This is a genomic window from Pseudomonas sp. QS1027, from assembly GCF_002814235.1.
Classification (GTDB): domain Bacteria; phylum Pseudomonadota; class Gammaproteobacteria; order Pseudomonadales; family Pseudomonadaceae; genus Aquipseudomonas.
On record NZ_PHSU01000018.1, the window covers coordinates 79,679 to 100,138 of the forward strand.

Consider the following 20,460-nt stretch of genomic DNA (forward strand, 5'->3'; position numbering starts at 1 on the left):
ATGAAAAGTGGAATTATCAGCGAGCTTGAAGAACAACGCCGTGACGCCCTGGTCGCCTATTACCTGGGGCAGATCGTGCCTTCATCGAGTACGGCGGCACCCTTACGTCTGACCACCCCCGAGGACCTCTACGAATACCTGCTGATCGACAACCAGGTCAGTGGGCAGGTGGAAACCAGCCGCGTCGCCCAGGGCATCGCCAGCCTCCAACAATATATTCACGCCATCTACAACGGCATGGAGCCTGGTTACCCCTATGGGTTCAGTGCCGAGGAACTGCGCCTGTGGCGCGAGAGCATGAGTCAGTACAGCATCTGGGCCGGCTACCAGATGATCGAAGACTACCCGGAAAACTACATCGACCCGGCCTTGCGCCTGGGTAAGAGCAGCCAGTTCAAGGCATTGGAGAATGATCTGGGGCAAAGTCGCCTGACTGAGGACAGCGTGCAGACCGCGCTAAAAAACTACCTCAGTCAGTTTGAGTTGGTGAGTAACCTGAAGATGATCTCGGGTTATATCGACGGCACGGACTTCAGACAGGCCAATTATTATTTTGTCGGTCGGCAAAATGTCGAACCTTTTGCGCTCTATTGGCGTAAGGCGGCGATTGACCTGAATGATTCCAGTACCCACGTTTCGCCCTCGTCCTGGAGTGAATGGAAAACCATCGATGTCGCTATTGAGGCCGGTGTTACCCAGGTTCGCCCCGTGGTGATTCGCGACCGACTGCACCTGGTCTGGGTCGAAGTCGGCCAGCCGGAGGTCAGCGATGATGGCAGTAAAACCGGAAAGTACTTGTATTTAATAAAGATGGCTTATAAGCAACTTAACGATCAATGGTCTCCGGCAACGGTGCTGTATACGGGGCTCACCGCAATTAACAACTTGGCAGACAAGTCGACGGCGGAATTCTATATCAACGGTGGGGCGTTTTCGGTGGCCATGGACCTTCGTATCGCCTCGGCCCCTCGGTTAATCGTAGCCTTTAAACTGGGCGCGAATTCGGATCTGTGCGTTTATAATGAGTCGTTCAGTGAGATTATATTGAATGTGGCCGAGCGTGATGAGCTGTCTCGCGTGGCGGGCTCGATGTTTGGGAGTGACCGAACACGCTTGCAGTTTCCTTATGTGGGTATCGATAGCGGTTCTACGAACGTTGACTGGGCCGTCGAATCGGTGGTGTGGGATCATGATAATGCCAATAATTATATTCCGGCTTCAGGAGAGTATCCGGATGCGTTAAATGCCTATCTGGAATTTAGTGCAACTTTGCACATGAATAAAAACTCTCAGCAGCAACTGATTGGAGGCAAGCTTGAGGTGCAGGGCGCTTGCCAGACTGTGCGTATCGGGCGACTGGATATGAAGTTGTTTCTTGAGGATCGGTATACTATTGAGTTGCTTGGTTTGTGGGTTACAAGGTACCGCGTTGAGGTTTGTTTCAATATTATTTTTGAGGGTGGACAATTTTTTGCGGTGTGTGAGCTTGCTAATCTTGTACTGTTTTTTCAGGAAAGAAAGAATCACGATCATTTTGTTAGTTTTGGTGGGGAAAGGATTGGGTCAATAGACAAAAATACCCTGGGTACGCAAGTCGGAGGGAGTTGGACCAACCCTACTCATGGTTGGCCCATGATAAGAATGCGTTACAAGATTCCTCTTCCGGCGCTGAGCCTGGAATCGTTTCCATCTTTCTCACCTGAAGCGGTTCAGGGAGGGGCTTCTTTTGAGGTTGAGTCGAGGGTTGAGCCTGTATGGTGGGAGGGGAACGAAGAAAGCCAAACAACGTTGAAATTTATTAATAAATCAAATGTGTTCTCTGAGGTTTTTGGTCCGCTCTCGAGAAAATTTGGCGTCTGGTACGCTTATGAGGATGAAGATGATGAGAGTGTCGATGACTATCATGAGGAAAATTTGGGCTCATCGGTGCTCACGTTAAATGGTGCTGCTAAAACCCCTCTGCGTACAAAAAGCTGGACCGGCGCAACCAGTACGTCCTATGCATTTGCTTTTGGTGTGACGAAAAGTGTCGATCCGGGAATAGGTTGGAATAGATTTCTGGTGAGGCTCAGCCCAATGCTCCGTGACGTCCCCAAAGTCACGACCACCTCGGCGGGCGCGCAGTTTCTTGATCTGCAGGCTCTGGCGTTGAACAACCTGCGTTACGTTCGGCTGAACAGCTTGTTCGCCGCTGAGTTGGTCGCCAAGGCGGCCTTCTCCGTGGGCGCGGCCCTGAGTTGGGAGACCCAGCATACGGAGGAACCCCCCGTTCCCGGTACTTCGCAACCGACTCCCCTGGATTTCAACGGTGCCAACGGTCGTTACTTCTGGGAATTGTTTTTCCATGCCCCGCACCTGGTCGCACGGCGCTTGCACAGCGAGTTCGATTACCTGGGCGCGGAAACCTGGTATCACGCCATTTTCAATCCACTGGCGCGTATTCAGCCGCTCTCTCCCGCGCCTTCCGTGGACTATCCCTATTGGTGTGTCAGGCCCCTGGCCCAGCCTGATAGTCCCGCCGAGCAGTTTTTCGGCCTGGGCGGCTTGCGTGACCCGGATGCGATTGCCTATAGCGTGCCTTCGCACTATCGCAAGGCGATCTTTACCGACTACGTGAAAAACCTGATTGCCCGCGGCGACATGCTCTACCGGCAACTGACCCGCGATGCGCTCAACGAAGCCAAGCTTCTGTATGTCCGCGCCTTGTCCTTGCTCGGCCCCTTGTCCAAGGGCCGCAGCATCAGCCGCTGGGAGCCTATGCCGCTGGTGGATGCGGCGGCCTATGACAGCGCTTTGTTCAGCGCCTTCGAATCGTCGATCCAGACGCTGTTCGCCGAGGATATTCCCCAGCATATCCAGGGTGACCCCTGGTTGCGTTTGATCGACGCACCCTGGTTCCGCTTGCCGGTGAACACGCAACTGCTCGACCTGTGGGACAACCTCGACTTACGCCTGGGCAACCTGCGCAACAACCTCACCCTGGATGGCAAACCCTTGCTGCTGGCGCTGTACGAGGCGCCGGTCAATCCGTTCGACCTGCTGCGCGCGCAGTTGGCCGGCGAGGGCGGCGGCGCTCGGCGTCTGGGGTCCCTGGCGATCATCCCGCCTTACCGTTTCCGCGCCATGCTGCCCCGTGTGCAGAACGCCGTTGACACCTTGATCCGCTTTGGCGAACAGGTGCGCACCTATATGGAACTGCGTGACCGCAGCCAACAGGAAGAGCTGTTGCAATCCCATGTGCAGGAACTCTCCGATTTTGGCGTGACCTTGCAGGAGCGGGCCATTGAACAAGCCCGCAGCAGCAAGGATGCCTTGACGGCCAGCAAGGCGATGGTGCTTTCTCGTCAGGGTTATTACGAACGGTTGCGTAAAGAAGACGTTTCCGCCGACGAGAAGGGCGCCATGACTGCTCGCCTGATGGCGACCAGCCTCTCCATGGGCATGTCCGCGGCAACGGCTGCCGGGCATATCATGGATGCGGCGACTCCAAATGAAGGGGGGATGTCCTTTGGCATACGTAAACCCGCGGCTCTTGCCTTCGCGCTGGTATCGGCTCTCGACATCACTGCAAAAGGCTTTGTCAATTACGCTGAGATTACGGCTTTGAAAGACCAGTACCGCCGCCGCCGTGAAGAATGGGACTTCATGATCGAGCAGGCCAAGGCTGAAATCGAAGTGATCGACAAACAGATAGACGCTCAGCGCATTGTTATCGCTTCCGCCGACACCGGTTTGAGGCAAGCCGAAAAAGCCCGCGAACAGGCCGAGATCTACTATGACTTCCTCAAGCACCGTTCCACCGGCCCGGGGCTGTACCAGTGGTTGCTCAGCCAGATGTCGACGCTGTACTTCCAGGCCTATGACGCCGTGTTGTCGATGTGCCTGGCCACCGAAGCCGGTTGGCAATATGAGCTTGGCGATCATGACACGCGCTTTATTCCCCATGATGCCTGGGCCGACAATCGTCACGGTCTGAATGCTGGCGAAGCCTTGAAACTGGGTTTGCTGCGCATGGAGACGGCATTCCTCAACCGCCATGAACGCCGCCTGGAACTGACCAAGACGATTTCCTTGAGAGACTTGCTCAAGGATTACGATCCCGATGCCATGCGCGAGGGTGCTACACCCAGGGCCATCGGTTGGGATGCGGTATTGGACCAGCTCAGGGACCATGGTGAGATAGCGTTCCAGCTGAACAGCTCGCTGTTCGACAAGGATTATCCCGGTCATTACCTGCGCCAGGTGGTGGGTGTGAGCCTGTCGTTCCCGGTGGTGCAGGGGCCGTACCAGGACATCCATGCCACCCTTGTGCAAACGCGCAGCAGCACCTTGTTGAAACCCTCGTTGGGCGGTGTGGCGAGCCTCTACAGCGAGGCCGGGGAATTGGCTGCCGACAACGATATCGAACTCGATCCAAGGTACATCGTGTTCAATCCAAGGCTCAGCCAGCAGGTCGGCTTGTCCAGTGGCCTGGATGATTACGGCCTGTTCACCCTGAACTTCGACGATGAGCGCTACCTGCCTTTCGAAGGAACGGGCGCCGTGTCGAGCTGGGCGCTGAGTTTTCCCCGGCACCCCTCGGCGCATCAACAAGCGGTCTTCGACTCGTTGACCGACATCATTCTGCAGGTGCGTTACCTGGCGGTGGATGGCGGTAAAGCGTTTGCTGCCCAGGTCGAGCCGTTGGTTGTGTATGTGGAGCAACAAGAGTCGGTGCGGACCGTGCTTTCAACGCCGCTGTTACTGCAGGAGGAGGGTTATGAGCAGGACAGGGGCTGAGCATATTCACACTCACACACCGACGCTGGCGGTGGTGGATCCCCGTGGGCTGGCGGTGCGGGTGGTTGCTTATTGCCGTTCCGTCGAGGCGACGGAGCCTGAAGAGCGGATCAACCGCAGTGCCTATGACGCGATGGGGCGCTTGACCGAGCAATGGGATCCCAGGCTTTGGGCGCTGAGTGCAGAAGATGATGAAACCCCAGCCAACCTGATCAATCGTTACTCACTGTCCGGGAAGGTATTGAGTTCGATCAGCGTCGATGCGGGTAGGCGAATCAGCTTGTTCGGCGATGGGGATCAGCTTGTTCAAACCTGGGACAGTCGAGGTACTGCGCGGCGGGTCGAGTACGACGATTTGCTGCGGCCACTGGCCATTTTCGAACAGGGCGAAGGTGACGCCGCGCGATACACCGAGCGTTATGAATACGCCGATGCCAGCGCCGATTTCGCCGCTCACAATCAATGTGGGCAGTTGATCCGGCACGATGATCCGGCGGGCACGTTGACCGTGGATGACTACGCGCTGACGGGCGGAGTGCTTGAGCAGACCCAGCGCTTTCTGAGCTCGCTGGAATTACCGGATTGGCCGCAAGGGCTGCTGGAGCGGGATGCGCTGCTGGAGCCCGTGGCGCAAGCGGCAACCAGCGCGACGCGCTTCAACCCTCTGGGCGATGTGCTGGAACAGACCGATGCCAAGGGCAATCGGCAATTGTTCGACTACACCTTCGACGGTCAATTGTTGGCCAGTCACCTGCAACTCAGTGGTCAGGCAACCCCGCAGACCCTGGTCAGCGCCATTGCCTATAGCGCCTACGGCCAGGTTGAGCAGGAAACGGCCGGCAATGGCGTGGTCAGCACACTGACCTATCGTCCTGAAAGCGGGCGTCTGATTCGGCTTCAGGCTCGACACGGAACTGAAGCGGCGCTGCAAGACCTGCGTTACGAGTACGATCCGGTGGGCAATGTGCTGAGCATTGAAGACGCCGCCTTGCCGATTCGTTATTTCGCCAACCAGCGGGTTGAGCCGATCAAGCACTATGACTACGACAGTCTCTACCAACTGATCGACGCGACCGGCTGGGAAGCGGGCACCGCCAGTCGAGGACCGGGTTTCAATCGCTTTGACGATCCGGGTGCAGTTGCCAACTACCACCAAACTTATCGCTATGACGCTGGTGGCAACTTACTGGAGTTGGTCCATGTCGGCCCGCAAAACCACAGCCGCAAGCTGACAGCGGCGCGCTATAGCAATCGCTGCCTGCCTGAACAAAATGATCGCCCTCCGACCGAAGATGAAATTGCCGCCGCTTTTGACGGCAACGGCAATCTGCTGGAGCTGCAACCGGGACAGGCAATGAGTTGGGATTTGCGTAATCAATTGCGCGAGGTACGACCGGTAGAGCGTGAGAGCTCTGACGATGATCTTGAATTGTATCTATACGGTGGCGATGGGATGCGGCGGCGCAAGGTCCGTTCCACCCAGACCAACGCCCGTTCACTGATATCGGAAGTGCGCTACTTGCCGGGCCTGGAAATCCGCACCCGTGAAGGCCCCGGGGAAGTGTTGCAGGTGCTCTGTTGTCAGGCCGGACGCAGCGCCATGCAGGTGCTGCACTGGGAGACCACCCCGCCTTCCGGAATCACCAACGATCAATATCGCTACAACCTGACCGACCATCTGGGCTCCAGCAGCCTGGAGCTGGATAGCGAGGCTGAAGTGATCAGCCATGAAACCTATCATCCCTACGGCGGTACGGCCTGGTTTGCCGGCCGAAGTGAGGTGGAGGCCAGTTACAAGACGGTCCGTTATTCGGGCCAGGAACGGGATGCGACTGGGCTTTACTACTATGGTTTCAGGTATTACGCGCCGTGGGTGCAGCGGTGGATTAATCCGGATCCTGCTGGGGATATCGATGGGCTGAATTTGTATGGGTTTGTGGGAGGAAATCCATCGACGCAAACCGATATTTTGGGTTTGAGGCCACCCCGAAACGCGGATGAGGCCTTTGAAATTGCAACGAACATGGTCGCCGGAACGATTGACCTGCTCCCTCTGGAGTTGAGATTTACGGAGATCGCGTCCGGAACACAATTAGCCAGTGAGGACGATGAATTCAAGGGCCAATCTTTGGACGCGGAGCTTGTTGGCGCAGATGAGCTGATTGCCAGGGTCGCTGGGGAACAGTGGCATGAGCCGTTTGCCGGGATAGCGCACGAAGTAGCATCGCACTTTCTGGAAACCCGATCCGGCACGATTTTCAATCACAACGGAGTGATCATAAAGTCCCTGATGAAAGGGGCAACAGAGGCCATTCTGATTTCCCACGGGGGATTCTCAAATCATATGAAAAAATTTAAGGAGCCGATTAATATTCCCGAAGGTAAAAAGTTGCACTACTACGGATTGCATGGTGAGGATACGTCATCAGGTGTTGCTCGCCGACTCCTTGAACATAGCAAGGGTGTAGCGCAAGGAAGCCTGCCTGATCCTATAGAGACTATTACACACGTCGAGAGCACCGAACGGTACCGACTGACCTTTGCCGATGAGGGGGCAGCGTCTTTACCCACTCAACAATACGACATTATCTATGTTCCGCCTGGAGTCAGCTCTTACACTGAGGAAGTCTTCCAAGCGATCGAAGTCTATCGTCCTGGAATCGCAGAAGTTCACGCGGTCCATTGTCGTCCAGTCTTCAATAGACGACATGAGCGAATTTATCGTACTTAATCTGAGTGAGAGTTTGAAATGTAATGGCTCAGACTAAAATCGGGCGTTTTTGGCCAGTGTTCGCTCCCGCACAACTGTGCGGGAGCAAGTTACACACTCAATTCATCAGGCGGTTGCCATGTGTTGCTCGTCGAGTAGCCCATCCATTTCCTGTTGCGCCATATCGATCAGATGCACGGCCCCCAAGGCGAGTTTGCGCTGCGCGCCCTGGAGATTGTCCGCCGATTCGTAGGCGGTCGCCGAGGCGCTTTGGAGGACTTCGTAGATATGGAGCAGGGTTTCTTCTGTGCTGCGTGATTGCCGTTTCCGGGGCGGGGTACGAGTCGCGGGTAGCTCGTAGTGAGCGAAGGCACGCTCGGCGGCGAGCCGAAATGCTGGGGAGGCGAGGTCTTCCGCGACAGGCGGATTGGGGGTGATCTTGAACATGGTGAGATTCCTTAACCGTGATTGGGAGCTACCACGCTTCGCTTGCACGCGAAGTAGGGTGGCAGCTGTACGCAGGTGTGCAAGACCGGTGGTTAAGGAAACAAAGTCCCGGCAGATCCCGAAGATCTCCCACGCACAGCCACCATGACATCGAATCTCAGAGACACGTCCTCTGAAACTTTGATCAGGCGTCGTTGTTTCATTCACCAGTCCGGACTTGCACGTCCGTATCACCGAATTTGCGGTGATGGATGCAGACTAGTCATCGAAATGGGCAGAAGCAACGGGTTGGGATTTTCTAGGAAATTTCAGTCAAGTGAAAGGGAATAGTCTTCGCGGATACCCTGCCGGCTCAGATCCGAATTCATTTTCGGAAGGCTCCCGGTTATGAGCACAATACCTGTCAGCCAAGGCAAACACAGTCCCTGTAGGAGCCTGGCTTGCCAGCGAAGAGGCCCGTGAGATCGCTAAAAGCTTCGCGGGCAATCCCTGCTCCTACAAGTTGCGTAGCGTTTTCAATATCCCATTTTCTTAACTGACTGACATTGGTCGTGGTCAGCTCAATACCGCTTGTCGGCACTGTTATTTCTGACAGTAGCCGGCGCTGTGGATTGGGTAGTTACTGGATTGACCTACCCTGCGAAGGCCTGAGCCATGTCGAGACTGACGGGTGGCATTCACACTCACACACCGACGCTGACGGTTATTGACCCCCGCGGACTCACGGTGCGTTCAGTTGCTTATTGCCGTTCCGTCGAGACAGCGGAGCCTGAAGAGCGGATCAACCGCAGTACCTATGACGCCATGGGACGACTGATCGAACAATGGGATCCCAGGCTTTGGGCGCTCAGTGCAGAAGATGATGAAACCCCAGCCAACCTGGTCAATCGTTACTCACTGTCCGGGAAGGTATTGAGTTCGATCAGCGGCGATGCGGGTAGGCGAGTCAGCTTGTTCGGCGATGGGGATCAGATTGTTCAAGCGTGGGATAGCCGGGGCAGTGAGCGGAGGGTTGAGTACGACGACCTGCTACGGCAGCTGGCAGTTTTCGAGCAGGGTGAAGATGATGTAGCGCGATGCGTCGAACGTTATGGATACGCTGATTTCAGCGCCGATTTCATCGTTCACAACCAATGCGGGCAATTGATTCGACACGACGATACAGCGGGCACTTTGATACTGGACGAGTACGCCTTGACAGGTGGAGTGCTTGAGCAGACCCAACGATTTCTGCGTTCGCTGGAAATGCCTGATTGGCCGCAAGAACTGCCGGCGCGAGATGTACTTCTGGAGTCCTCGGAGCAGGCGGCAACCACGTCGACGCGCTTCAATCCGCTGGGTGATGTGCTGGTGCAGACCGATGCCAAGGGTAATCGGCAACGGTTCGATCACACCTTGGACGGTCAACTGTTCGCGAGCTATCTGCAACTCAGCGATCAGCCAACGACTCAAACCCTGGTCAGTCTCATCCGCTACAACGCCTACGGCCAGGTTGAACAGGAAACCGCCGGCAACGGTGTGGTCAGCACACTGAGGTATCGACCGGAAGACGGTCGTTTACTTCATCTTCAGGCCCTGTATGGCAATCATGACCCTCTGCAAGATCTGTACTACGACTATGACCCGGTAGGTAATGTGCTGAGCATCGAAGAGGCGGCGCTACCGACCCGTTATTTCGCCAACCAGCGAGTGGAGCCGATTAATCGGTATATCTACGACAGCCTCTACCAACTGATTGATGCGACCGGCTGGGAAACCGGCAGCGCCAGTCGAGGACCTGAGTTCAATCGCTTTGACAATCCGAGCGCAGTCGCCAACTACCATCAGACCTACCGTTATGACGCCAGTGGCAACTTGCTGGAACTGATCCATGTCGGCCCACAAAGTCACAGCCGCAAACTGACGGCCGCTCGCCACAGCAATCGCTGTCTGCTTGAACAGAATGATCGGCCGCCCAGCGAAGACGAGATTGCCGCCGCTTTTGACAACAATGGCAATTTGCGGGACCTGCAACCGGGGCAGGCGATGAACTGGGATCTACGCAATCAGTTGCGCGAGGTGCGACCGGTTGAGCGTGAAGGGGCCGACGATGATCTTGAGCTCTACCTGTACGGCGGCGATGGCCTGCGGCGACGCAAAATCCGTTCTACCCAGACCAAGGCCCGTGCTCTGATCTCGGAAGTGCGTTATCTACCAGGCCTGGAAATCCGCACCCATGCAGGCACTGGCGAAGTGTTGCAGGTAATCGGTGTCCAGGCCGGACGCAGTGCCATGCAGGTGTTGCACTGGGAAACGGCACCGCCTTCCGGTATTACCAACGATCAATATCGCTACAACCTGACCAATCACCTGGGCTCCAGCAGCCTGGAACTGGACAGCGAGGCGCAGGTGATCACCCAGGAAACCTATCATCCCTACGGTAGTACGGCCTGGTTTGCCGGGCGAAGTGAAGTGGAAGCGAGTTACAAGACAGTGCGTTACTCGGGCAAGGAACGGGATACGACAGGACTTTATTATTATGGATTCAGGTATTATGCACCTTGGTTATGCCGGTGGATAAATCCGGATCCAGGTGGATCTGTCAATGGGCTGAACTTTTATCGAATGCTGAACAATAATCCTATTGCCAATATTGATCCTGATGGGATGGACCCTCAACGGGCACGGGCGCTTTGGAAGTTTGCAATTGAGAGTGTTGTTCAGGAGCGTGATACGCGAGATATAATTACGCTTGCTCCCGGTATCATTGGTGTGGTGATGATGGGAGGTGCGGAAGTATTTGAGCGAATAGGGATTTCCCTTGCTCGCGATTTTGTAGGGGCGCGCTCACTTTTTTATTTGTCCATAGACTCAAGGTATGAAGGCAAGATCGTAGGAGGGGATGGGCCTATTTCATTAAAGTCAAGCACAGCCGATAGTTTGAACGCTGCGATTGGGAGTCCGCATTCAGAGTTTACGGCTTACATTAATTCAGGATTCTATAATGCAGGTCGGCGAGCCGACGAGAATGCACCTGCTTGGGCGTCGATCGGGCCTATTTCAGTGGGTGGGGAGCTCAAAAGGTCAGTGGCTTTGCCGGACCAATATAAAGATGATTATGTGCAGCTGACAATGGATGATAGTTCATTTATTCATACAGGACCTGTATTGGCTGAAGGTGGGTCGGTAGCATTTACTTCAGATAAGCTAGATGATCCAAAATTTCAATTCTCTGAAGAGAAGAATATACCAGGATATTTGGTGCACGCAAACAGACCAAATAACAGATCGGCTATTAGTTTGCCTGCTGAATCGGGAGGCAAGGATGCTCGTACTCGGCTTGTGATTGGTCTGGGTGTTGGACGAGGCGATAGTTCTCCGGGATTCACTCTCGCGGAGTGGGCCGAAGTAACAAATAGACTCGACCGTTTGAATACCACACCTGGACGCTCGATAAATTTGGATGGTGGTGACTCAAGTGCGCTTGGTGTCCTCAGTCCGAAAGTCGCGTTAATGGATGCACAGGCGCGAGGGAGCCCCCAAAGGAAAGTTGGGAGTTTCATTGCTTTTTCAATGAGAAAGCAATAGGGCTTGTGGGACGGAAATATAGGGTAAGTCTATTAAGATCTACGTGAGTTTTTAGCGGATTTAGACAGTAAATTGGAAATAAAATCGGCATTTCTGGGGCGAATTGATTTTTTGAATTCGCCTCGAATAGAGGGCATGAATATGGATACGCCGCCCCCGCACGATTGTGCGCGGGGAGCGGTTTCACACCATCAGATGGTCACTGCTTGTGGTTCATCGAACAGCCCATCCATCTCCTGTTGCGCCATATCGATCAGGTGCACGGCACCCAAGGCGAGTTTGCGCTGCGAGCCCTGGAGATTGTCCGCCGATTCGTAGGCGGTCGCCGAGGCGCTTTGGAGAATTTCGTAGATATGGAGCAGGGTTTCTTCGGTGTTGCGTGATTGCCGTTTCCGGGGTGAGGTACGAGTCGCGGGTAATTCGTAGTGAGCGAAGGCACGCTCGGCGGCGAGCCGGAAGGCTGGGGAGGCGAGGTCTTCCGTGATAGGCGGATTGGGGGTGATCTTGAACATGGTGAGACTCCGTTAACCGTTATGGGGAGCCACCACGCTTCGCTTGCACGCGAAGTAGGGTGGCAGCTGTACGCAGGTGTGCAAGACCGGTGGTTATCGGAGCAAAATCCCGGCAGATCCGAAGATCTCCCACGCACAGCCACCATAACGCGGCATCTCGGAGACAAGTCTCTGAGATTTTGGTCAGGTGTCATTGCTCATTCACCAGTCCGGACTTGCACGTCCGTATCACCGAGTTTGCGGTGATGGTATGCAGACTAGTCATCGAAATGGGCAGAAGCAACGGGTTGGGATTTTCTAGGAAATTTCAGTCAAGTGAAAGGGAATAGTCTTCGCGGATACCCTGTCGGCTCAGATCCGAACTCATTTTCGGAAGGCTTCCGGTTATGAGCACAAAACCTGTCCGCTAAGGCAAACACGGTCCCTGTAGGAGCCTGGCTTGTCAGCGAAGAGGCCCGTGAGACCGCTAAAAGCTTCGCGGGCAATCGAGCGTCGACCGGCCGCTCCTACAAGTGGCGTAGCGTTTTCAATATCCCATTTTCCTAACTGGCTGATATTGGACCGTGGGCAGCTCAATACCACTTATCGGCCCTGTCATTTCTGACAGTAGCCGGCAGCGTGGATCAGGTGATTACTAGAACCAGGTATTCCAGGCATCACCTGAGTCATGTCGCTTTGATCAGTGGCGTTCATACTCAGATACACCGGGAACCGCATTGAGGAGATCCGCGTCGTGAAGATTCGCGTTCTGTCCGACCTGCACCTTGAGTACGACGAACCGCTGGCCATCCCGTACGTGGAGGCCGATCTCGTCGTGCTGGCCGGTGATATCCATAACCATGCGAAAGGCCTGCGTTGGGCGGCGGAGAACTTCGGTTCACAGGTGCCGATTATTTATGTGCCGGGCAACCACGAGTATTACGGTGGTGAATTCGCTGCACTCGAAAGCGCGATGCAAGCCGCCGCACGCAGCTTGCCCAACGTGCATTTCCTGAACAACACAACCTTCACTGAGCGAAATGGCCAATGGCGCGTGCTCGGTACCACGTTGTGGACAGACTTCTCGTTGTTCGGTGCTGGCGATGCGGCGCTGCGTGAGTCCATTGCAGAGGCCGAGCGGGTCATACTCGACTACCAGGGCGTGATCCAGGTCTTATCGCCCGAGCTCGAAGCCCCGCTACGTTCGTTTACTCCCCGCGACTCGCTGGCGCTCCACAAGCAAGCGCGGGCGTGGCTGGAAGACGAGCTGGTAAAGCCCTTCGATGGCAAGACGATTGTGGTCACGCACCATGCGCCGCTCAGGCCAAGCCTGGCGGAAAAGTTCGCGACGGATCGAGCCTCGGCGGGTTATGTGAGCGATCTGCCTTCCCTCGTGCGTGCGCCGGTTGCGCTGTGGGTCCATGGTCACACCCATACTGCATTCGATTATTTCGCAGAGGGAACACGTGTGATCTGCAATCCGCGTGGATATAGCTATCAACGTTTGAGGGCGCCTGAAAATCCGTTGTTCACATGGGACAAGCTCGTCGAGATCTGAGCAAGCGGATGCCATTCACCGCGAGGCAATGCGGTTTATGTTTTGTAAAAGGTGATCAGCACCTTCTTGGCGCTATCCAGGATGATGTTCAGAACAACGTTGGGATGAGTGACCACCCAGTTTGGTCCGCTCGCCGTCGTGACGAAAGGGGTGCCGAGCAGCGAGCCGCCCGTGAAGATTTTGTTCAGGGTCTCATTCATGGCCGACGCCGTCTGGCCATGGCCGGCCTTGGTCTCCCACACCCAGTCATGGAAGACCTCGGCGCTGGGCTGATAGGGAAAGTACGTCAAGGTCTGGGGGACGAGCATCTGCTCGCCTGTTCGATGGGCGCGCGTTGCCGGCAGGCGGCCGAGGACCCAGGCGGTCACTTCTCGTCCCTGAAGCTTGGTGTTCAGCTTGACGAGTTCGGGGCCGCTGAGCTTGTGGGTCGGCCCTCTGGCATCGTTGATCACCGGTACCGTCAGGCCCAGATTGGGATAGGTAGCCCTCAGGGTGCGGGCCGCCAGATAGGTGGCTTCAGCCGTCGTCGCGCGCGTGTCGCAGGCGGTCACCGTCAGGCCATCGGCCAGGCAGGCCGCAATCGCTGGCTGAAGGGCGAGGAGGGCAATGCGGGTCACCGGCTCGATCTGGCGGATCGGCACGGTCCGCAGATGCCGCAGCTTGGTTTCGGCGTCCTGGAGATTCGTTTGGCAGCGCGAGACGATCTGATCCAGCGCCGTCACGTCGAGCACAAGCTGAGCCAGTTCCACCGCGCCCGATCCCTTCAGCAGCGCCGTCAGCGTCAGGGCGCGAGCGTGCACCGCCTTGGCCCGTACCCGCAGGGGCGGCAGGTCGCGGCACAACTTCGCCAGGGCATCGTTGTCGTCATCCCACTGCCTCTGCTGCACGCTGCCGACTGCCAACGTCATAAAGCCTTCCTTCCCTGTGGGCAAACCGCTGTGGGCTGAAATTGAATAATCGGCACGCTAGCACGAAAGATTGGGCATCTACCACTTGTCGGTACTGTCATTTCTGACAGTAGTCGGTGGCGTGGATCAGGCAGTTACTGGATTGACGCATCCTACGATGGGCCTGGGTCATGTCGAGATTGACGGGTGGTATTCACACTCATACACCGACGCTGGCGGTGATTGACCCGCGTGGGCTGGCGGTTCGTTCGGTCGCTTATTGTCGCTCCGTCGAAACGGCGGAGGCTCAAGAGCGGATCAACCGCAACGCCTATGACGCGATGGGGCGCTTGATCGAGCAATGGGATCCCAGGCTTTGGGCGCTCAGTACGAAGGATCACGAAACCCCAGCCAACCTCGTCAATCGTTATTCGCTGTCAGGCAAGGTGCTGGGTTCGATCAGCGTCGATGCGGGCAAGCGGATCAGCTTGTTCGGCGATGGGGATCAGTTGATCCAGACCTGGGACAGCCGGGACACTGAGCGGCGGGTTGAGTATGACGATCTGCTGCGACCGCTGGCCATTTTCGAGCAGGGCGAAGGCGAACTGCTGCGCTGTACCGAGCGCTATGAATACGCGGATGGCGGCGCTGAATTCGCCTCTCACAATCAATGCGGACAGTTGATCCGACACGATGATCCGGCGGGCACGTTGACGGTGGATGACTACGCCTTGACGGGTGGGGCCCTTGAGCAGAACCAGCGATTCCTGCGTGGCCTGGAACCACCGGATTGGCCGCAAGGGCTGTCGGAGCGGGATGTGCTTCTGGAGCCCTCGGAACTGGCCGCGACCACCGCGTCACGTTTCAACCCGCTGGGCGATGTGCTGGAACAGACCGACGCCAAGGGCAATCGGCAACTGTTCGACTACACCGTTGATGGCCAGCTATTGGCGAGCCATCTTCAACTGAGCGGGCAGGTCACACCTCAAACCCTGGTCAGTGCCATTGCCTACAGCGCCTACGTCCAGGTTGAACAGGAAACCGCTGGTAACGGCGTGGTCAGCACACTGACCTATCGCCCTGAAGACGGTCGTCTGACCCGGCTCCAGGCTCGACGTGGAAGTGACGCGCTGCAAGATCTGCGTTACGACTACGATCCGGTGGGCAATGTGCTGAGCATCGAAGACGCCGCGTTGCCGATCCGCTATTTCGCCAATCAGCGGGTGGAGCCGGTCAAACGTTATACCTACGACAGCCTCTACCAGTTGACCGAGGCGACCGGCTGGGAGGCGGGCAGCGCTGGCCGAGGACCGGAATTCAATCGCTTCGACGACCCGGGTGCCGTCGCCAACTACCATCAGACTTACCACTATGACGCCGGTGGCAACTTGCTGGAACTGGTCCATGTCGGTCCGCAAAGCCACAGCCGCAAACTGACGGCGGCGCGCTACAGCAATCGCTGCCTGCCTGAGCAGAATGGCCGGCCTCCCACCGAAGAGGAAATCGCTGCCGCTTTTGATGGCAATGGCAACTTGCTGGATCTGCAACCGGGACAGGCGATGAGTTGGGATCTACGCAATCAGTTGCGCGAGGTACGACCGGTTGAGCGTGAAAGTGCTGACGATGATCGCGAGCTGTACCTGTATGGCGGCGATGGGATGCGGCGGCGCAAGGTCCGCACTACCCAAACCAATGCCCGCTCACTGATATCCGAAGTCCGCTACTTGCCGGGCCTGGAAATCCGTACCCGTGAAGGCACTGGCGAAGTGCTGCAAGTGATCTGCGTCCAAGCCGGACGCAGCGCCATGCAGGTTCTGCACTGGGAAACCGCACCGCCTTCCGGTATTACCAACGATCAATATCGCTACAACCTGACCGACCACCTGGGTTCCAGCAGCCTGGAGTTGGATAGTGAAGCTGAGGTCATCAGCCAGGAAGCTTATTACCCCTACGGCGGCACAGCCTGGTTTGCCGGACGCAGTGAAGTGGAGGCCGGTTACAAGACCGTGCGTTACTCGGGCAAGGAACGGGATGCGACGGGGCTTTATTACTATGGGTTCAGGTATTACGCGCCCTGGTTACAGCGTTGGATAAACCCGGATCCGGCCGAAGAGGTGGATGGACTGAATGCTTATAGGATGGTACTTAATAATCCTATGGTGTTTGTCGATAGAACTGGGCTTGTCGCGGAAGAACAACAAAGCTCCTCACAACCTCGACGTCGCATTGCCCACGTCCCGAAGAATCCGTTACCGGCTGTACGAAGCGTTCCCGATCAAGTCCGTACACCCGTAGAGTCATTGCGGGGTCACATTGTTCCAGCCTCTAATGATTCAACGCGTGTCGTCAAACGTTCAGCGCCTACGGCTAAATCAACGACGACAAACACCTTAACAGCACGTGCGGTCCCTGGACCCTCTGGTACTCAGAGGGCCACCTTTACAAGCGTTTCGACTCCCCAAATTACCGGTGCGCCGAAGCGACCCAAGATAGCCGAGGCGTTTCCAGGTGAAAAAAGTATGCTGTCTTCTCCGCTAGCAGGACATAATATTTATTATCATTACACTAATAAATTATCCTATGCTGCGATTCGTGCAGAATCCTCTTTACAACCATCACGGAAAACCATCAGAGGGGAGGGGCTGCCTGGGAAGCAAGCGCGGCACTATTTCACAGATCTTTCACCGTCCAGCAAATCACTGGAAGCTATATCTGAAAGAATTTTTGGAAAGCGAACTTATGGTAACGCTCTGGATAAGATGACTCATGTCTTCGAAATCAATACATCAGGTTTGAATCTTGTTCAAAGTCCGGAGAATAATAATATTTTCTATCTTGATACTGCTTTTGACGTGCCTTTGAAATATCGAGCATCTGATGCTGTGCTTGTGAATCGCATTATTTCTCATGGACGATCAGTGGAATACGTGGACCTGACTGCAACAACGTTGAGTTTACGACAGACGCAACGGGCTGGGATTTTCTAGAACGGGTAGAAGCGCACGGACAAAAACACATCCTCGTCCCTGCTCGCCGTGGATAGGGGACGCAGCCAGTGGGGGTAACCATTTGTCGGCCCTGTCATTTATGACAGTAGTCGATAAGCGTGGATTGGGTAGTTACTAGGCTTACGTATCCTCCGAGAGCCAGAGCCATGTCTAGATTGACGGGTGGCATTCACAGTCACACACCAACGCTGGCAGTTGTTGATCCCCGTGGGCTGGCGGTGCGGGTGGTTGCTTATTGCCGTTCCATCGAGACGGTGGAGCCTGAAGAGCGGATCAACCGCAGCGCCTATGACGCGATGGGGCGCTTGACCGAGCAATGGGACCCGCGGCTTTGGGCGCTCAGTGCGGAGGTTGATAAAACCCCTGCCAATCTCACCAATGCTTATTCACTATCCGGGAAAGTGCTGGGTTCGATCAGTGTCGATGCGGGTAGGCGAGTCAGCTTGTTCGGCGACGGGGATCAACTCGTGCAAACCTGGGATAGCCGGGGCAGTGAACGGCGGGTCGAGTACGACGATCTGCTGCGACCGCTAGCCATTTTCGAGCAGGGCGAAGGCGAGGCGCCGCGTTGTACCGAACGTTATGAGCATGCTGATGGCAGCGCCGATTTCGCCGCTCATAACCAATGCGGGCAGTTGATTCGACATGATGATCCGGCAGGCACATTGACTGTGGATAACTATGCCTTGACGGGTGGGGTCCTTGAGCAAACTCAGCGATTCGTGCATGTGCTGGAAACACCGGATTGGCCGCCAGGGCTAGCGGAGCGAGATGCGCTTCTGGAGTCCTCGGAACTGGCCGCGACCACCTCGTCACGTTTCAATCCGCTGGGCGATGTGCTGGAACAGGTTGATGCCAAGGGTAATCGGCAACTGTTCGACTACACCTTCGACGGTCAATTGTTAGCTACTCATCTGCAACTCACTGGTCGGCCGGCCCCGCAAACTCTGGTCAGTGCCATCCGCTACAGCGCCTACGGTCAGGTTGAACAGGAAACCGCCGGTAACAGTGTGGTCAGTACGCTGACCTATCGCCCTGAAGACGGTCGTCTGACCCGGCTCCAGGCTCGACGTGGAAGTGACGCGCTGCAAGATCTGCGTTACGACTACGATCCGGTGGGCAATGTGCTGAGCATTGAAGACGCTGCCTTGCCGATTCGTTATTTCGCCAACCAGCGGGTTGAGCCGGCCAAGCACTATGACTACGACAGTCTCTACCAACTGATTGAGGCGACCGGCTGGGAAGCGGGCGCCGCGAGTCGAGGACCGGAATTCAATCGTTTCGACGATCCGGGTGCCGTCGCCAATTATCATCAAACCTACCGCTATGACGCCGGTGGCAATTTGCTGGAACTGGTTCATGTCGGTCCGCAAAACCACAGCCGCAAGCTGACAGCGGCGCGCTACAGCAATCGCTGCCTGTCCGAGCAGAATGGTCGGCCTCCCACCGAAGAGGAGATCGCTGCGGCTTTTGATGGCAATGGCAATTTGCTGGATCTGCAACCGGGACAGGCGATGAGTTGGGATCTACGCAATCAGTTGCGAGAGGTACGACCGGTTGAGCGTGAAAGTGCTGATGATGATCGCGAACTGTACCTGTACGACGGTGATGGCATGCGGCAACGCAAAGTCAGGTCTGCCCAGACCAACGCCCGTTCACTGATATCGGAAGTCCGCTACTTGCCGGGCCTGGAAATCCGCACCCGTGAAGGCACTGGCGAAGTGTTGCAGGTGATCTGTGCCCAGGCCGGTCGCAGCGCCATGCAGGTGCTGCATTGGGAAACGGCACCACCTTCCGGCATCGCAAATAACCAATATCGCTACAACCTGACCGACCATCTGGGCTCCAGCAGCCTGGAGCTGGATAGTGAGGGCGAGGTGATCAGCCAGGAGACCTATCACCCCTATGGCAGTACGGCTTGGTTTGCCGGGCGAAGTGAAGTGGAGGCGAGCTACAAGACGGTGCGCTACTCGGGGAAAGAGCGGGACGCGACGGGGCTTTATTATTATGGGTTCAGGTATTACGCCCCCTGGTTGCAACGTTGGATCAACCCGGATCCCGCAGGGGGCGTGGATGGGTTGAATGTGTATGCCTTTGTTCAGAGCGGCCCTATTAGTCGAATGGATAAAAATGGGTTGTGGGGAGATGAGGATCAAAAGCTTAACTATTTCAGAGCCAATCCACCTCCGGCAATACTCAGAGGCCAAGATATTGGGTTCGGTGCTGCAAGAGTTAATCAGCGTGTCATTGCACATGGCCTGGATGCATTTCTCCCTTTAGAGAGAGAAGCTGTAGCAGATGCACTGTTCGAGTCGCCGCTTGTATTGCAGGAGGCCCAATGGATGCAACAGAATCGTCCGGATTTAAGTGAGCCTGTTTTGCGAGATATCTTTGGGCCCGACCATACTCAAGAGCACTCAGTCATTGTCGATTCATGGGCGCGTACAGAGAATTTTTTGCGGCAGTATCACAATAGTGGACTCGGGAGGGGGAAGTTTGTCAGGGGCGGAGGTGGGGATGCGAGAATTAGGGCTTATGTCTATAAATCTGATTTTGAGGGGCATGTATTTATTGGTAATAGGTTTATACATGAGCCGAAGAAACGCAAAGTCGAAACTTTAATTCATGAGGTGAGCCACCTTTCTCGTGTTGATCGGTTTGTGGGTGTAGGCCCTGGTACTCAAGATTTTTATTATTTGCTAAGCAATACTGCTTCTGGCAGACAGTATGCTTCCGATATTGTGAGGCATGGCAACGTGCAGTCGTATCATCTAGAAAATACGTCGGTAAATTTTATAGCCGCCGTCAAAGAGTGGGAAGCGCAAGCAATAGGTGATGCGGAGAATATTATCTGGGATGAACAGATTTCTATGCTCTTTCATAACATAACTCCAGGCTTGCGTGCTCATATCGCTGCTCGTAATGCCGACAGCCTTGCAGTGGCAGCTATGGAACTTAGTACCGCTTTTAATAGTGTTTATCACTATCGATAGACGAGGTACTTCAAAAAACA

At 55.6% G+C, this 20,460-nt stretch carries 9 protein-coding genes; 6 read left to right on the forward strand and 3 right to left on the reverse strand.

The genetic code is table 11. The annotated features are described in order from the left end of the window. Nucleotides 1-4,779: a neuraminidase-like domain-containing protein gene (locus CWE01_RS33325; protein ID WP_157815242.1), complete on the forward strand. Its 4,779-nt coding sequence runs from the start codon at nucleotides 1-3 to the stop codon at nucleotides 4,777-4,779. Next, complete coding sequence (locus tag CWE01_RS17485) at nucleotides 4,760-7,510, forward strand: RHS repeat domain-containing protein (protein WP_256579372.1); 2,751 nt, start codon at nucleotides 4,760-4,762, stop codon at nucleotides 7,508-7,510. Before CWE01_RS33325 ends, CWE01_RS17485 begins: the two co-directional genes overlap by 20 nt. 105 nt (nucleotides 7,511-7,615) lie before the next feature. On the opposite strand, the gene CWE01_RS17490 is transcribed toward CWE01_RS17485, so the two are convergent. Further along, on the reverse strand, nucleotides 7,616-7,936 hold the full coding sequence (locus CWE01_RS17490) for a DUF6124 family protein (protein ID WP_100941795.1): 321 nt from the start codon (nucleotides 7,934-7,936) through the stop codon (nucleotides 7,616-7,618). A gap of 654 nt (nucleotides 7,937-8,590) precedes the next feature. Between CWE01_RS17490 and CWE01_RS17495 the strand changes: the two genes are divergently transcribed. Further along, nucleotides 8,591-11,503, forward strand: coding sequence for an RHS repeat-associated core domain-containing protein (locus tag CWE01_RS17495; RefSeq protein WP_256579373.1), 2,913 nt, complete (start codon nucleotides 8,591-8,593; stop codon nucleotides 11,501-11,503). A gap of 191 nt (nucleotides 11,504-11,694) precedes the next feature. On the opposite strand, the gene CWE01_RS17500 is transcribed toward CWE01_RS17495, so the two are convergent. Next, nucleotides 11,695-12,015, reverse strand: a complete 321-nt coding sequence (locus tag CWE01_RS17500; RefSeq protein ID WP_100941796.1) for a DUF6124 family protein — start codon at nucleotides 12,013-12,015, stop codon at nucleotides 11,695-11,697. 733 nt (nucleotides 12,016-12,748) lie between these two features. Here CWE01_RS17500 and CWE01_RS17505 point away from each other — a divergent pair. Then, nucleotides 12,749-13,552 (forward strand): metallophosphoesterase, encoded by an 804-nt coding sequence (locus CWE01_RS17505; RefSeq protein ID WP_100941797.1) that lies wholly within the window; start codon nucleotides 12,749-12,751, stop codon nucleotides 13,550-13,552. Nucleotides 13,553-13,587: 35 nt separating this feature from the next. On the opposite strand, the gene CWE01_RS17510 is transcribed toward CWE01_RS17505, so the two are convergent. Continuing rightward, the gene (locus CWE01_RS17510; RefSeq protein WP_100941798.1) at nucleotides 13,588-14,460 is read right to left on the reverse strand and encodes a hypothetical protein; all 873 of its coding nucleotides are present in this window, start codon (nucleotides 14,458-14,460) and stop codon (nucleotides 13,588-13,590) included. A gap of 170 nt (nucleotides 14,461-14,630) precedes the next feature. Here CWE01_RS17510 and CWE01_RS17515 point away from each other — a divergent pair, with 170 nt between their 5' ends. Both CWE01_RS17515 and CWE01_RS17520 read left to right on the forward strand, forming a co-directional pair. Beyond that, nucleotides 14,631-17,426 (forward strand): RHS repeat-associated core domain-containing protein, encoded by a 2,796-nt coding sequence (locus CWE01_RS17515; protein WP_256579374.1) that lies wholly within the window; start codon nucleotides 14,631-14,633, stop codon nucleotides 17,424-17,426. 167 nt (nucleotides 17,427-17,593) lie between these two features. Further along, nucleotides 17,594-20,440 carry an RHS repeat-associated core domain-containing protein gene (locus tag CWE01_RS17520; protein WP_256579375.1) on the forward strand — a complete coding sequence of 949 codons (2,847 nt, stop codon included), beginning with the start codon at nucleotides 17,594-17,596 and terminating at the stop codon, nucleotides 20,438-20,440. Nucleotides 20,441-20,460: the final 20 nt, after the last annotated feature.

Excerpts from the sequence above, each read along its gene's own strand:
- CWE01_RS17510 (WP_100941798.1), bottom strand. The coding sequence starts at position 14,460 with ATGACGTTGGCAGTCGGCAGCGTGCAGCAGAGGCAGTGGGATGACGAC.
- CWE01_RS17495 (WP_256579373.1), top strand. The coding sequence starts at position 8,591 with ATGTCGAGACTGACGGGTGGCATTCACACTCACACACCGACGCTGACG.
- CWE01_RS17520 (WP_256579375.1), top strand. The coding sequence starts at position 17,594 with ATGTCTAGATTGACGGGTGGCATTCACAGTCACACACCAACGCTGGCA.
- CWE01_RS17500 (WP_100941796.1), bottom strand. The coding sequence starts at position 12,015 with ATGTTCAAGATCACCCCCAATCCGCCTATCACGGAAGACCTCGCCTCC.
- CWE01_RS33325 (WP_157815242.1), top strand. The coding sequence starts at position 1 with ATGAAAAGTGGAATTATCAGCGAGCTTGAAGAACAACGCCGTGACGCC.
- CWE01_RS17490 (WP_100941795.1), bottom strand. The coding sequence starts at position 7,936 with ATGTTCAAGATCACCCCCAATCCGCCTGTCGCGGAAGACCTCGCCTCC.
- CWE01_RS17515 (WP_256579374.1), top strand. The coding sequence starts at position 14,631 with ATGTCGAGATTGACGGGTGGTATTCACACTCATACACCGACGCTGGCG.
- CWE01_RS17485 (WP_256579372.1), top strand. The coding sequence starts at position 4,760 with ATGAGCAGGACAGGGGCTGAGCATATTCACACTCACACACCGACGCTG.